The organism is Ochrobactrum sp. Q0168 (assembly GCF_016427605.1).
GTDB lineage: Bacteria > Pseudomonadota > Alphaproteobacteria > Rhizobiales > Rhizobiaceae > Brucella.
Genome location: NZ_JAELXQ010000001.1, coordinates 23,463 through 37,921 on the forward strand (window position 1 = coordinate 23,463; position 14,459 = coordinate 37,921).

Genomic DNA, 14,459 nt, shown 5'->3' on the forward strand with positions numbered 1-14,459 from the left:
TCTCTGACAGTATCCTCTGTTCGTAAAGTCAGGCGGCTGTAGGCTAAATGACTTTTCTTGGATATGTTTCAGCTCGATTCAGATAGCCAGGATGCTTGTCGCATATGTCCGAGACGCCCGTTGAAAAACTGACCGCCCTTGAAGCCGCTGCCGAACTGGAGCGACTGGCGCGTGAGATTGCTCATCATGATGAGCTTTATCATGCCAATGACAGGCCGGAGATTTCGGATGCGGACTATGACGCCCTCAAGCGGCGCAACGAGGCGATAGAGGCGCGTTTCCCGAAATTGGTGCGCGATGACAGCCCCTCGCGCCGGGTGGGTGCAGCACCACTGCTGGCGACTTTCGCGCCGATTGTCCATTCGCGGCCCATGCTGTCGCTCGACAACGCCTTTTCCGATGAGGACGTGCGCGATTTCGTCGGCAGTGTCTATCGCTTTCTGGGGCAATTGCCGGACAATTCCATCGTTTTTCCCGCCGAGCCGAAGATCGACGGCCTTTCCATGTCGATCCGCTATGAAAAGGGTGTGCTGGTCAGCGGCGCAACGCGCGGCGACGGCACGACGGGCGAAAACGTGACCGCCAATATCCGCACCATCGGCGAAATCCCGAACCGGCTTCCGGCAGGCGCGCCTTCGGTGGTGGAAGTGCGCGGCGAGGTCTATATGGCCAAGAGCGACTTTCTGGCGCTCAACGCCCAGATGGAAGCGGAAGGCAAGCAGACCTATGTAAACCCGCGCAACACGGCGGCGGGCTCGCTGCGCCAGCTTGACGCTAAGGTCACGGCAAGCCGCAAGCTCCGCTTCTTCGCTTATGCCTGGGGGGAAATGTCGGACATGCCAGCCGATACGCAGCTTGGCATGGTCGAGGCCTTCCGCAGTTGGGGTTTCCCCGTCAATCCGCTGATGAAGCGCCTCTCGAGTGTCGATGAACTGATCGCCCATTACCGCGCCATTGGTCTGGAGCGCCCCAATCTCGATTACGATATCGATGGCGTGGTCTATAAGGTCGACCGGCTCGATCTGCAGACGCGGCTCGGTTTCCGCTCGCGCAGCCCGCGCTGGGCGATTGCGCACAAGTTCCCTGCGGAACAGGCGACCACCATCCTGCGCGGCATCGATATTCAGGTCGGGCGCACTGGCGCGATGACGCCCGTGGCGCGTCTGGAGCCGATCACCGTCGGCGGCGTGGTGGTGACCAATGCCACGCTGCACAATGAGGATTATATCAAGGGCATCGGTCAGAAGGGCGAGCCTATTCGCGAAGGGCGCGATATTCGCATTGGCGATACGGTGATCGTGCAGCGTGCTGGCGATGTCATTCCGCAGATCGTCGATGTGGTGCTGGAAAAGCGCCCGGCGGATGCGGTGCCGTTTTTCTTCCCGCATCAGTGCCCGGTTTGCGGCAGTCATGCGGTGCGTGAGGAGGGTGAAGCCGTCTATCGTTGCACGGGCGGACTAACCTGCGCCGCGCAGGCGGTCGAGCGCATTCGCCATTTCGTGTCGCGCAATGCCTTCGACATTGAGGGTCTGGGCGAAAAGCAGGTCGAGTTTTTCTTCCATGCGGATGATGAAAGTCTGAAGATCAAATCGCCTGCCGATATTTTCACGCTGCAAAAGCGACAGGCGGCATCTCCATTAAAGAAGCTCGAAAACATTGAAGGCTTTGGCGCAACTTCGGTCAAGAAGCTCTATGACGCGATCAATGACCGGCGCGAAATCGCGCTGAGCCGCTTCCTGTTTGGCCTCGGCATCCGTCATGTCGGCGAAGTCAACGCCAAGCGCTTTGCGCGGGCTTATCTGTCCTATGCTGCGTTTGAAAAGGCAGCGCATGAAGCCGTTCCGCCGAAAGGCGGCGACCGCACCGACAAGGGCAATGATGCCTGGCAGGATATGCTGGCCGTCGAGGGCATCGGTTCCATCGTCGCGGAAGCGGTGGTCGATTTTTATAGCGAACCACATAATCGCGAGGTGCTGGCCGCACTTCTGGCGGAAGTGACCCCGCTGGACGAAGCACCGCGTGTCGCCACCGGCTCACCGGTGGAAGGCAAGACGGTGGTGTTCACCGGTAGTCTCGAACGCATGTCGCGCGATGAGGCCAAGGCCATGGCGGAACGCTATGGCGCGAAGACCGCCGGTTCCGTCTCCAAGAAAACCGATCTGGTGGTGGCTGGTCCGGGAGCGGGCTCGAAGCTCGCGAAGGCTGCCGAGCTTGGCATCGAAGTGATCGATGAAGATGCCTGGTTTACGCTCGTCGGGGAGGGTTGATCGAATGGCACCGTTCAAGGGTTTTGGCGACAAGGCTATTCCATTTTTGAAGGCGCTCGATTTCCACCAGAACCGGGAATGGTTTGTGGAGAACAAGGAACTCTTCGAAGAGCACCTGAAAGAGCCGCTTGGCGATCTGGTTGAAGAGCTGAGCGCCCGCTTTGAAAAAGCGGGGCTAGGCTTCAAGGGTGATCGCGTGAAATCGCAGTTCCGCATCAAGCGCGATACGCGTTTCTCCAAAGATAAAGCGCCCTATAACCGGCACCTCTCGGCGCTGCTTTCACGCTCCGGCACTAAATGGGACGAAAGCGGCTGTTTCTATGTCTGCATCGGGCTGCCGGGCGTGCGCGATTGCTATGCCGGGGTGGCCTGGTGGGGGCCGAAACCGAAGCTCCTGCTGGCCATCCGCAAAGCCATCGCGGAGAAACCGGACGAATATCGCGCCATGGTGGCAAAGCTGAAGAAGAACGGTTTGCAGATCAGCGACAATGATCGTCTGAAGCGCACGCCGCGCGGCTTCGAAAGCGTGACCGACGCGGATCTGGTCGAGGCTATCCGCAACCGTCATTTCGCGGTGCGCATGGAAATCGATCCGGATAGTATTACGGAGGCAGCGCTTGCGGATCGGCTGGTTGATTTTGTCGAGCGCGCGCGCCCTCTGGTCGACTGGATCAGAAAGATTGAAGGCACACTGCCGCCAGATCAGCCGGATTGATCCTCATATCAATTATCTGCATGAGTGATGCCTAAATGTTGCGCGCGTCAGATAAACTGACCGCAGTTCCTCTATTTGTATGATTTTTGCGGGTAACCTATTCCAACGAGTCATGGAATTGCCTAATGACTGCTCGTCTGGAGGAGGGGATTCCGTGGACCAGGGTTTCAGGCCTGCTAAGGCCTCTGCGAGCAGCGAGTTTGTCGAGGGCGCAAAACGTGCCGTCCCGATTGTCGTGGCAGGCTCACCTTTCGGGGTGTTGTTCGGTGCGGTTGCTCTCGATCACGGCCTTTCGGTCGGCGAAGCGGTATTCATGAGCGCGTCGCTCTACGCAGGGGCAAGCCAGATGGTTGGCCTTGACCTGTTCGGCCAGAATATCGCGCCCTGGATGATCGTTCTCTCCATTTTTGCGGTCAATTTCCGCAATGTGCTCTATTCGGCGACAGTGGGGCGGCGTATCCGCCACTTCTCATTCTTGCAGAAAGCAGTCGCCTTTTTCGTGCTGGTCGATCCGCAATATGCGGAGGTCGAGATTCGCAGCGAAGCGGGCAAGAAGATCACCTTTTCCTGGTATATGGGACTGGGGCTGACTTGTTATATCTGCTGGGTTCTGGAAGCCTGGATCGGCGCCATGTTTGGCGACCTGATCTCCAACCCTTATGCGATTGGCGTCGATTTCCTGCTACCGATCTATTTCCTCGGGATGGTGATGAGCTTTCGTCATCGCAGGCATTGGTGGCCGGTGGTTGTCGTCAGCGCGATTTCTGCCATTGCCGCCTATAAATTCGTTGGTTCGCCCTGGCATGTGACACTTGGAGCCGCTGGCGGCGTGGTTCTGGCGGCGGCTCTTGCCAAGCCACACAATGTGAAGGTGTGACGCCTATGGACACCACGACCTGGATCATCATTGTTGCGGCCTTCTTCACCTATCTGACCCGTATTGGCGGGCATCTGGTTCTGTCGCGCTTCGAGCGCCTGCATTATCGTGTGGAGGCGGCGCTGAATGCCGTGCCTGCGGCGGTTCTGACGGCGATTGTCGCCGCGCCTGCCTCGGATCATGGCTGGCGGGAGCTGCTCGTGCTCGTCGTTTGCGGCTTCCTGTCCTTGCGGATCAGCATGCTATCGATGTTTTTTGCAGGCGCAGCGCTGTTGATCGCGCTGCGCCACTTTTGCCCGATTTGAGCTTATAGCGGGGCCGTTGCCGTTTCCAGCCACTTGCGCTCGGCATCCTTCAGATGACCGGACAGCTTTGCGCGCACGCTGGCGTGGTAATTGTTGAGCCAGTCCAGCTCTTCCTGCGTCAAGAGTGACTTGTCGATCAGACGACGGTCAATGGGGCAGAAGGTCAGCGTTTCGAAGCCCATCATCGGAATATCGCCGCCTTCCGGAATTTCCGGTTCGGTGACGATGATGAGATTTTCGATGCGGATGCCGAATGAGCCTGGCTTGTAATAGCCCGGTTCGTTGGAGAGGATCATGCCCGGCAGAAGTTCCTGCGAACCGGTTTTGGCGATCCGCTGTGGTCCTTCATGCACCGAAAGATAAGCGCCCACGCCATGGCCAGTGCCATGCGCATAATCGAAGCCGTGTTTCCACAGCGCGATACGCGCAAGAACATCGATATCCTGTCCGCGCGTACCCACCGGGAAGCGCGCCGTGCTGATCGCAATCACGCCTTTCAACACGAGTGTGAAAGCCTTGACGGTTTCAGACGCTACTCTGCCCACCGGAACGGTGCGGGTGATATCGGTGGTGCCGTCACGATATTGCGCGCCGGAATCGACCAGATAAAGTTCGCCATCCTGTAGAATGCGATTGGTATCCGTGTTGACGCGGTAATGGATCACCGCACCGTTGGGGCCGGCACCGGAAATCGTGTCGAAGGACACGTCTTCGAGCGGCATCTGGAAATCGCGTCCGGCGCTGGCCCGCGCTTCTTCCAGCTTTTGGGCTGCGCCGATTTCATCCACGGTGCCCGGCTTTTGCGCATCGACCCAGGATAGGAAATTGACCATGGCCACGCCGTCGCGTTCATGCGCGGCGCGCGAACCGTCAAGCTCGGCCTTGTTCTTCACCGCGCGTGGAATGCGGGCAGGGTCCTTGCCGTCGATCACGGAGCCGCCCGCGCCGGTGACGATCAGGCGCAGTTTTTCTGCCGCGAGCGCCGGGTCGAGCAGAATGGTTTCACCCTTTGCAGCGCGTGCGCTGAGATGGCCTTCCAGATTGCTGGGAGCCGACAGCTTGGCAAGCTGGGTGAGATAGGCGCGGGGCTCGATGGCGAGCTTGGCTTCGTCGATGAAGATTTCCGGTTCGCCCTTGGCCGGAATGATGGCGAAGCTCAAGGGCAAGGGCGTGTTGGAAACATCCTTGCCGCGAATGTTGAACACCCACGCGACGGATGACGGATCGGTCAGCACGGTGGCGGTGGCGCCGCTGGCAGCGACTGCCTTCTGCATGTCCCTGATCTTGTCCTTGGCCTCATGACCGGCAAAACGTGCGGGCTGAATGGTCACGGCGGCGGCCGGTGCGGCTGGCTGATCGTCCCAGATCGCATCGACCAGATTGGTTTCGACCGGCACCAGCGTGCCCCCCTGCTTTTCAAGCGCCTCGCGAAGCGCATGGGCCTCGGAAATGGTGTGAAGCCATGGATCGAAGCCGATGGTCAGGCCCTTGCCATTCTCAGCCAGCCAGACGGAAGGCGGGGTGCTGACGAGGCTTTCATAGGAAAAGACTTCCGGGTCGGTCTGCGCGCGCACCTGCAATTCATAACGCCCATCGATGAAGATATAGGCCGATTTCTTCAGGATGAGAGCCGCACCTGCCGAGCCGGTGAAACCGGTCAGCCAGGCAAGGCGCTGCGCATGGGGCGGCACATATTCGCCCTGATGCTCGTCGGCGCGGGGCACCAGAAAACCATCGAGGCTGAGCGCCGCCATTTTCTCGCGCAGCTTCGCCACGCGGGGCGCGCCATTGGCCGGGTTGGTGGTGACGTCAAAGGTCTGAAAAGCCATGGGTCTAACTCGCAACAGATGAAAGATAAGCGTTTCCGGATCGCGTTATTTCAGATGGATCGCCACCCAGCCTTCGCGATGCAGCGTCTTTTGGTGCGTCAGGCCCTGCGCCTGATAGGCGGCGAGCACCGCATCATGCTGGCTGTCCAGAATGCCGGAGAGGATAATCGAACCGCTGGGAGCCAGATGCTGCTTCAACGAGGGCGCAAGTTCGATCAGCGGATTGGCGAGGATATTCGCGACGATCAGATCGAAAGGCGTATAGGACCGGAAGATCGAATGGTCGAAACCTTCCGCGGTTGCCGTGATGACGTGCTCGGCAACGCCATTCTTGGCGGCGTTTTCTGCCGCGACGGTGACGGCGATGGGGTCGATGTCGGTCGCAAGGACCGGGATCGGCGCGAGCTTGGCGATGGCGATGGCCAGCACGGCGCTGCCGGTTCCAAGATCGAGCGCATTGGTCGGATGTTCGCTCTCAACCACGTCCTCGATCAGTTCGAGGCAGCCAGCCGTCGTGCCATGATGGCCCGTACCGAAGGCAAGACCCGCATCGATCTCGATTGGAATATCGTTCGGCTCGATCTTGTCGCGGTCATGCGAGCCATGGACGAAGAAACGCCCGGCGCGAACCGGCTTCAAGCCTTCGAGCGAATGGGTAACCCAATCGATATCCGGCAGTTCCTCGGTTTCGAACTTGTCGGCGCCAATCAGTGTGTCCGCACGGGCCGCGACCTCTTCGGCACCGTCCTCGACATAGACCGAGACCTCGAAAATCTGCCGGTCTTCATCGATTTCGGTGATGGCGATGGGAAAGCCGTCATCCTCGAAAGCCTGTTCGAGAATATTGTAAACGCGCTCGGCTTCCGCCTTGTTCGCCGAAAAGAAAAGTCGTGACTGGGCCATGAGGTAAAAAGCTCTCTAAAAGTTCTGGAGACTTTACTTACCCGTTTGTTGCGCCTTTTGCCAGATTCTTCAACTTTTCCAGTGCCGTATCCGGGTTTTCCTGATAGGCGATGGTGCTGCGGAACCGCCCGCCTTTGTCGAGCAGGAAGACAGAGGCCGTGTGATCCATGCTGTATTCGCCGTCTTCGCCCGGAACCTTCTTGGCATAGATGTGGTAGGACTTGACCATATCGGCGATATTTTCCGGCGTGCCGGTAATGCCGACGATGCGCTTTGAGACATTGCCCACATAGGTTTTCATGATGTCCTGCGTGTCGCGCTCAGGATCGACGGTGATGAAATAGGCCTTGAGGTCCTGACCTTCAGCGCCCAGCTGGTTCAACCAGCCGTCAAGCTCGTAAAGCGTCGTGGGGCAGACATCCGGGCAATGGGTGAAGCCGAAGAAAATGACCGAAGGCGTGGCCCGAAGGTCTTTTTCGGTAAATGGCTGTCCATCCATCGTGACGAGATTAAGCGGTCCGCCGAAGGGTTCCTTCGCCGCCTCTCGATCACGAAACATGTTGAAACCAGCAGCCCCGACAATCACGACGATGAAGGCAACGATGAAGATGGGCAGGAATTTTTTCATGTCCGATGAACCTTGCATTTTTGAACGCGCCTTCACGCTCTACAATCACGCACTTCTAAGTGGGCCTAATCTACGGTTCTTTTTCCAATTTTCAATAATTTCTGAAATTTTTGTTCGCTCGTTCTGTTTTGCGGGACAACCAAAGTTGATCGGCAAAATGCGATCTTTCCTTGGGTAAGGACCGATGCGTTGTTATATCTCGGTAGCAAAACTGTAATACTTCAAGAGAGCAGCATTGGAAATCGATTACGTAATCGCCTGGGTGGATGGACAAGACCCGGCGCACAAGGCCTCTCGGCAGCGATTTGCGCCAGATTCTGAAAAGACCCATTTCGAGGCGGTAACCAGCGAGCGCTATTTCGACAATGGTGAAATCTATTACAATATCGCCTCGGTGATTAAGTTCGCGCCGTTCATACGGCGTATTTTCATCATCACAGATAACCAGAAGCCGCAGCTGCTGGATGCTTTCGCGGCGGAGGGCAAGTGCGATCCGTCCTTCATTCAGATTGTCTCGCATGACGATATTTTCAAAGGACTGCCCGCGGCGCGTCCATCCTTCAATGCGAGAGCCATCGAGGGCGCGGTATGGCGCATTCCCGGACTGGCGGAACATTTCATCTATTCCAACGATGATTTCTTTCTGAATGCCCCCTTGGACGTGACAGACTTATATGAAAACGGACGTCCCAGATTGCATGGCGACTGGGTGCGGCCGGAAAATTCCCGTTTGAAATACAAGCTGCGGCGCTTTCTCGGGAAAATTTCCCGGTACGAATATACGTTCCCCAAATTCCGCCTTGCGCAATGGAAAGGCGCTGTTGCTGCCGGGGTGAAGAACAGGTTTCTGAGTATCCATCACCACCCGCATCCGCTGAGACGCAGTACGCTGGCCTCGTTCTTTGCCCAACGTCCCGATGTTCTGCATCGGCAGGTGGGGTTCCGCTATCGCAATATCGAACAGTTCAACACGGTTTCACTCGCAAACCATTTGGAAATCACGCAGCATCAAGCCCCTGTCTACCCGGCGCGGGAACTGGCTTATCTCGATTTCGTGCAAGCCAAGCACTGGATTGAAGAACTGAACAAGATCCGCAACGGTTCCGCCCCGTTCGGTTGCGTGCAGGGCTTCGAGCGGTTTGAGCCGGAGTTTCAGGCGCAAATTCATGCGTCGCTGATCGCAAAGTTTGACGATGTGCTGCCGGATGCTATCAAGGCATACTTATCGAGCGAACAGAGTTCGCAGCAGGCGGCTTAGTCGCTGTTAAGCAACCTTGAGATCTTTGATGGCCAATTCCGACGACCTTCGTTTCCAGAACAGCGAGCCGCGTATTCATTCGACGGCGCAGCTCAAATCCTCGAAGCTCGGACGCTATGCCGATATTGGCGAGCGGGTCATTCTGCGCGAAGTGACGGTCGGCGATTTCACCTATTTCGAGCGCAATGGCGAAGGCATTTATGCCGAGATCGGCAAGTTTTGCTCCATCGCGGCCAATGTGCGGATCAATGCGCTGGACCATCCGATGGAACGGCTGACCACGCATAAGCTGAGCTATCGTCCCAACGAATATTTTCGCTATTTGGGGGTAGATGGTGAGTTTCGCGCGCGCCGTCAGGCAAAACGTGTGGTGATCGGCAATGATGTCTGGATCGGCCACGGCGCGGTTATCACGCCGGGCGTGACGGTCGGCCATGGGGCGGTGATCGGCGCAAATGCGGTCGTGACGAAGGATGTGGCGCCCTATACGGTGGTCGGCGGGGTGCCGGCCAAACCTATTCGCAAGCGTTTCGACGATGCCACTGCCGAACGCCTACTGAAACTTTGCTGGTGGGACTGGCCGGTCGAAAAGCTGTTTGAGGCTGTGCCCGATATTCAAACCATGGCGATTGGCGACTTCCTCGACAAGTGGGAGTAGCCGTTTGCAGACGGGTGTTTTTCAGTAGGCTCTTGCAAAGACGGGTCAGCCGCGCCACTTCTCCTCACAGGTTTTCAGGGAGAACATGATGAAGCAGACTTTCGCCGCTTTCGCTCTTCTTGCCATGTCGGTCTTGCCGGCGACTGCCGAACAGGTCGGCAAGGTTGGCGTGGACTGGGTGGGCAACGATATCGTCATCGACGCGGTGCCCGATCCGAAGGTCAAGGGCGTGACCTGTCATCTCGCATCCTTCTCGCGCAGCATGATCGACCGGCTGCAAAAGGGAAAGTGGTTTGAAGACCCGTCCAATGCGTCGATTTCCTGCGAACAGACCGGACCGATTTCTATCGGTGATATCGAACTTGGCCAGAAGGGCGAAAGGGTCTTTTCCGAGCGCACCAGCCTGATCTGGAAGAAGCTGGCCATCACCCGCATTTACGACAAGCAGAACAATACGTTGCTTTATCTCGCCCATGCCACTCAGGTGCAGGATGGTTCGGCCAAGACGTCACTCTCGACCGTGCCGCTCTACAGAGGCGATGTGACTTGGGAAAAGGGCAAGCCGGAATAATCCGGCCTGCTTTTATCTCGCATCAGGCAGGCTGGACGAAGCCGTCGAGAACGCGCTTTTGTCCTGCCTTGTCGAAGTCGATGGTCAGCTTGTTGCCATCGATAACGGCGACCCTGCCATTGCCGAATTTCTGGTGGAACACCCGGTCGCCGACCTTGAAAGCCGAGGGCTTATCGGCCACCGACTTCGCGACCAGTTCGCCCTCAATGGTGCGGCCCTTCACCGAGCCACGCCCGGCGCCGAAACCGGAATCCGTTTCGCCGTAACCGACGCGCTCCACGCGGCTACCCGAGCGGGAGCCCCAATTGTTGCGCGTGGCTTCAGACCGGTTCTGCTGCGCGCGCTGCCAGCCCGGCGTGGAATAGGTGTTCTGGAACGGATCGGCCCGATCAAAACGGGACTGGCCGTAGCCGCTGCCATAGCCGCCGTAATTGCCTTCCAGCTCGGCGACTTCGACATGCGCTTCCGGCAGTTCTTCCAGAAAACGCGACGGAATGGTCGATTGCCACATGCCATGGATACGCCGGTTGGACACGAACCAGATATGCAGGTTTTTCTTGGCGCGGGTGACGCCGACATAGGCAAGGCGGCGTTCTTCCTCCAGCCCGGAGCGCCCGCCTTCATCAAGCGCGCGCTGGTGGGGGAACAGTCCTTCTTCCCAGCCGGGCAGGAACACGGTTTCGAATTCCAGACCCTTGGCCGAATGCAGCGTCATGATGTTGACGGCATCCATGTCTTCGTTCTGCTCTGCATCCATCACCAGAGCGATATGCTCCAGAAAGCCGCGCAGGCTTTCATAATCCTCCATGGAACGGATCAGTTCCTTGAGGTTTTCCAGTCGTCCCGGCGCTTCCGCCGATTTGTCGTTCTGCCACATCGCCGTGTAGCCGGATTCGTCGAGAATCGTCTCGGCCAGTTCCGTATGCGGTGTGGTGTCGAGCAGCGACTGCCAGCGGAGGAAGTTCGCCACGACCTCACGCAGGGCCGAGCGCGGCTTTGGCTTCAGCTCTTCCGTTTCGACCAGATCGCAGGCGGCGGCAAACATCGAAATGTCGCGGGCGCGGGCGTAATCATGCACCTGACGGATGGCCGCTTCGCCCAGGCCGCGCTTCGGCGTATTGATGATGCGCTCCAGCGCCAGATCGTCGGCGGGCTGCGCGACAACGCGCAGATAGGCCAGCGCATCGCGGATTTCTAGCCGTTCATAGAAGCGGGGGCCACCGATGACGCGGTAATTGAGGCCGAGCGTCACAAAGCGATCTTCAAACTCGCGCATCTGGAACGATGCCCGCACGAGGATTGCCATGTTATTGAGCAGATGGCCCTGACGCTGCGCCTGCTCGATCGCTTCGCCGACCGCACGGGCTTCTTCTTCCGAATCCCACGCCGCATGCACCTTCACACGCGGATCGTCGGGGTTTGGCGCTTCGGTAAAAAGCGTCTTGCCGAGACGGCCCTCATTATGGGCGATCAGATGCGCGGCAGTGCCGAGAATATGGGCGGTCGAGCGGTAGTTGCGCTCAAGCTTGATGACAACCGCGCCCGGAAAATCCTTGTCGAAGCGCAGGATGTTGTCCACTTCCGCGCCGCGCCAGCCGTAAATCGACTGATCGTCATCGCCAACGCAGCACAGGTTGACTTTGTTTTCGCTCGCGCCGAGTTCGCTGCGCTCACCGGCTCCGCGAGGGCCTCGCATTGGCTCGGACGCCCTAGCGGGCTGTATGGGAGCGTTTCCGGCTTGGGTGGTAGTCGGCGCTGCATTTCTCGCCTGCGGCCGTTGTGCGAGCAAGCGCAGCCAGAGATATTGCGCGGTGTTGGTATCCTGGTACTCGTCCACCAGAATATAGCGGAACTTGGCGTGATATTCGCGCAGGATATCGGGATGGTTGCGGAAGATGCGGATCGGATGCAGCAGAAGATCGCCGAAGTCGCAGGCGTTCAGCGTGCGCAGGCGCTCCTGATAGGCCTGATACAATTCGCGGCCCTTGCCATTGCCGAACGAGCGCGCATCGCCTTCCGGAATGTCGGAGGGGCCAAAGCCCTTGTTCTTCCAGCCGTCGATCATATTGGCGAAAGTGCGGGCAGGCCAGCGCTTGTCATCCAGACCTTCCGCCTGAATGAGCTGCTTGATCAGCCGGATCACATCGTCGGTATCGAGAATGGTGAAATCGGAAGTGAGATTGACCAGTTCGGCATGACGGCGCAGCAATTTCACGCCGATGGAGTGGAACGTGCCAAGCCACGGCATGCCTTCCACCGCGCCGCCGACCAGATGGCCGATACGCTCTTTCATTTCGCGCGCGGCCTTGTTGGTGAAGGTCACGGCGAGAATCTGGCTCGGATAGGCAAGGCCGGTGCTGATAATGTGGGCAATGCGCGTGGTCAGAACGCGGGTCTTGCCGGTGCCAGCCCCCGCAAGCACCAGAACCGGGCCCTCGGTCGTCAGCACAGCCTGACGTTGTTCCGGGTTCAGCCCTTTCAGGTAATCGGGCTCGCCACGCTGCTGGTTGCGCGCGGCCATGGCGCGCGCAGCAATACCGCCGGTAGCTGGCGCGCGGCCAGCCGGTGCATCATCGCCGAAAAACGGCATATCGTCGGGAAAATCGGACATCTGACCCCGAATGTAATGATTCGCTCAAGTATTTCCAGCAAAACTGCGCAGCATTTTTGCGTTCGGAAACACGCCAGGCAAAAGCCAAGACCAGCGAAAGGGTTAAAATATTCGCCTACTCTAATTGAGTAACGCGCCGATCCGTGAAATTCAGGCGGTGGGCAGCCAGCGCTTCCACAAGGCCGCGCAGTTCCGGCTCGCGCTGCAACAGATCGTCCAGCTCCGTCATCTGGTTCATGGCGATCAGCCGCAGAATATCGTCGCGGATGGTGCCGTCTTCACGGCGCGGCAGGTGCGCGACCGGCTGGATCAGCTCCACCTTCTGGCTTTTCAGGCGCGCCCGCAGGCTTTTCTCGTCCGCATCCAGCGTTTCCACGAAAGCATAGAGACCCACACCCTTCGCTGGCAGCGAATAAAGCGCCAGCGCCACGTCCTTGACGCGCGGATCGGACTTGAGTGCGGCCAGAATTGCCGGACCTTCATTGTCGATACGGTCGCCCGTACCTTCGCCGTCCGACCAGCTGAAAATGCCGCGTGTGATGAAATTGTATACTTTCTTGCCGGTGGCGAGCCAGATGCGCGACGGCAGCGAACGGCGCGCCAGAATGCGCTTTTCCGTCGGCGTCATCAGATCCTTTGCGAAAGCCCGCTTCTGCTTGATGAGATGGCGGAAGTCTTCATAGGCCATCAGCCGGTAGAGCGCGCCGCGACGGCGATGGACGCTGGCGAGCTGGAAATCGATCACGGCTGCTTCGCCTTCCGGCGTCATCAGCCAGTTCTGCGGCTTGGCAAGATCGTTATGCGTGACGCCAAGGCGGCGCATATCACGTAAGATTCGATGGGCCGAGCGATACCATTTCGGATCGGACGGACGCGCAAGATGCAGCGGGGTGCCTTCTGTCCACGAGCGATAAAGGCCGTCGCGGTCGGTGGCGATCAGCTGCGGAACGCCTTCGATGCCGCGCACGGTCTTCAGGCCGCGAATTTCGCGCCGGGCGAGAATCCATGCCAGCGGGCTTGACCACCAGGGCGCGGCGCTCACCACACGGCGGATAATGCGCGTGTCGGGATCGTTCGCAAAATAGCCCGCGCGCGTTTCGGAAAACACGTCGCGCTTGAACACGGCTGTTTCCACAAACGGGGGGATTTGGTCGCCCTTCAAAGGCACATCGATATTGGGGTTCTGAGCCATAAGGTTCCACTAGCGTCTTGTGTACCATCAATCAAGTTTGCCGATGAACATCGGTGGATATCCGTTGTTGCAAACATGCGAATGAAGGAGCACAAGAAACCCATCTGAGTTTCCATGGAGCGATAGACGTGGCGCAAGGCGACGACATTAAACAGATCATCCGTCAGGAACAGGCGCTGATTTTTTCGTCCTTCGACGAGAACGACGCTTTTGCGCTGGGCCAGAGAATTCGCGATATCGCCGTGAAAGAAAAGCTGGGCGTTGGCATCGATATTTCGCTGTGGGACCGCCGCCTGTTCTTCGCGGCGACTGTCGGCACCACTGCGGATAATACGGAATGGCTGCGCCGCAAGTTCAATGTCGTGCGCCGTTTCCACGCTTCGACCTATCGTCTGGTTCTGGAACAAAATCGTGAAGACCGCATGTTTGCGCCGCACAAGGCGCTGGATGTAAGTGATTACGCGCTGGCGGGCGGCGGATTCCCGATCCGCGTTGCGGGCGCCGGTGTGATCGGAGCTGCCATCGTTTCCGGCTTGCCGCAGCGCGAGGATCACAATCTCGTCGTGCGCGCCATCGCCTTGCAGCTGGGTCAGGACCCGGCGGCGCTAGCTCTTCCTGCTAATTAAGCTTTTGAAATTCGGAGAA

At 58.4% G+C, this 14,459-nt stretch carries 13 protein-coding genes; 8 read left to right on the forward strand and 5 right to left on the reverse strand.

Translation table 11 applies throughout. The features are described 5' to 3' along the window. Positions 1–104: 104 nt before the first annotated feature. The 4 genes from ligA to JAU75_RS00110 all read left to right on the forward strand — a co-directional run bounded on the left by ligA (position 105) and on the right by JAU75_RS00110 (position 4,164). Positions 105–2,267, forward strand: a complete 2,163-nt coding sequence (gene ligA, locus JAU75_RS00095) for an NAD-dependent DNA ligase LigA (RefSeq protein ID WP_199053614.1) — start codon at positions 105–107, stop codon at positions 2,265–2,267. A gap of 4 nt (positions 2,268–2,271) precedes the next feature. After that, on the forward strand, positions 2,272–2,982 hold the full coding sequence (locus JAU75_RS00100; RefSeq protein ID WP_199053616.1) for a TIGR02453 family protein: 711 nt from the start codon (positions 2,272–2,274) through the stop codon (positions 2,980–2,982). Between the two features lie 154 nt (positions 2,983–3,136). After that, positions 3,137–3,859, forward strand: a complete 723-nt coding sequence (locus JAU75_RS00105; RefSeq protein ID WP_371836091.1) for an AzlC family ABC transporter permease — start codon at positions 3,137–3,139, stop codon at positions 3,857–3,859. Positions 3,860–3,864: 5 nt separating this feature from the next. After that, positions 3,865–4,164, forward strand: coding sequence for an AzlD family protein (locus JAU75_RS00110; protein ID WP_199053628.1), 300 nt, complete (start codon positions 3,865–3,867; stop codon positions 4,162–4,164). A gap of 2 nt (positions 4,165–4,166) precedes the next feature. Here the strand turns inward: JAU75_RS00110 and JAU75_RS00115 are convergent, their stop codons facing one another. From JAU75_RS00115 to JAU75_RS00125, 3 genes are read right to left on the reverse strand one after another with little or no spacing between them, the layout of a single operon-like run. Beyond that, positions 4,167–5,993, reverse strand: a complete 1,827-nt coding sequence (locus tag JAU75_RS00115) for an aminopeptidase P family protein (RefSeq protein ID WP_199053630.1) — start codon at positions 5,991–5,993, stop codon at positions 4,167–4,169. A gap of 45 nt (positions 5,994–6,038) precedes the next feature. Then, positions 6,039–6,896, reverse strand: coding sequence for a 50S ribosomal protein L11 methyltransferase (locus JAU75_RS00120; RefSeq protein ID WP_199053631.1), 858 nt, complete (start codon positions 6,894–6,896; stop codon positions 6,039–6,041). A gap of 37 nt (positions 6,897–6,933) precedes the next feature. Beyond that, positions 6,934–7,524 (reverse strand): SCO family protein, encoded by a 591-nt coding sequence (locus JAU75_RS00125; protein ID WP_199053632.1) that lies wholly within the window; start codon positions 7,522–7,524, stop codon positions 6,934–6,936. Between the two features lie 235 nt (positions 7,525–7,759). On the opposite strand from JAU75_RS00125, the gene JAU75_RS00130 reads away from it, so the two are divergent. The 3 genes from JAU75_RS00130 (at position 7,760) to JAU75_RS00140 (ending at position 10,011) form a co-directional block, all read left to right on the forward strand. Beyond that, the gene (locus tag JAU75_RS00130; RefSeq protein ID WP_199053633.1) at positions 7,760–8,782 is read left to right on the forward strand and encodes a Stealth CR1 domain-containing protein; all 1,023 of its coding nucleotides are present in this window, start codon (positions 7,760–7,762) and stop codon (positions 8,780–8,782) included. A gap of 28 nt (positions 8,783–8,810) precedes the next feature. Beyond that, positions 8,811–9,440, forward strand: a complete 630-nt coding sequence (locus tag JAU75_RS00135) for a DapH/DapD/GlmU-related protein (RefSeq protein WP_199053634.1) — start codon at positions 8,811–8,813, stop codon at positions 9,438–9,440. An 88-nt stretch (positions 9,441–9,528) separates the two neighbouring features. Further along, on the forward strand, positions 9,529–10,011 hold the full coding sequence (locus JAU75_RS00140; protein WP_199053635.1) for a CreA family protein: 483 nt from the start codon (positions 9,529–9,531) through the stop codon (positions 10,009–10,011). Positions 10,012–10,033: 22 nt separating this feature from the next. Here JAU75_RS00140 and JAU75_RS00145 read toward each other — a convergent pair whose 3' ends face one another. Both JAU75_RS00145 and JAU75_RS00150 read right to left on the reverse strand, forming a co-directional pair. Further along, positions 10,034–12,622, reverse strand: coding sequence for a UvrD-helicase domain-containing protein (locus JAU75_RS00145; RefSeq protein ID WP_199053636.1), 2,589 nt, complete (start codon positions 12,620–12,622; stop codon positions 10,034–10,036). Positions 12,623–12,737: 115 nt separating this feature from the next. Further along, a complete protein-coding gene (locus JAU75_RS00150) occupies positions 12,738–13,814 on the reverse strand; it encodes a serine/threonine protein kinase (RefSeq protein ID WP_199053637.1) in 1,077 nt (358 codons plus the stop codon). A 128-nt stretch (positions 13,815–13,942) separates the two neighbouring features. Between JAU75_RS00150 and JAU75_RS00155 the strand changes: the two genes are divergently transcribed. Next, a complete protein-coding gene (locus JAU75_RS00155) occupies positions 13,943–14,440 on the forward strand; it encodes a heme-degrading domain-containing protein (protein ID WP_199053639.1) in 498 nt (165 codons plus the stop codon). The last annotated feature ends 19 nt before the right edge of the window (positions 14,441–14,459 follow it).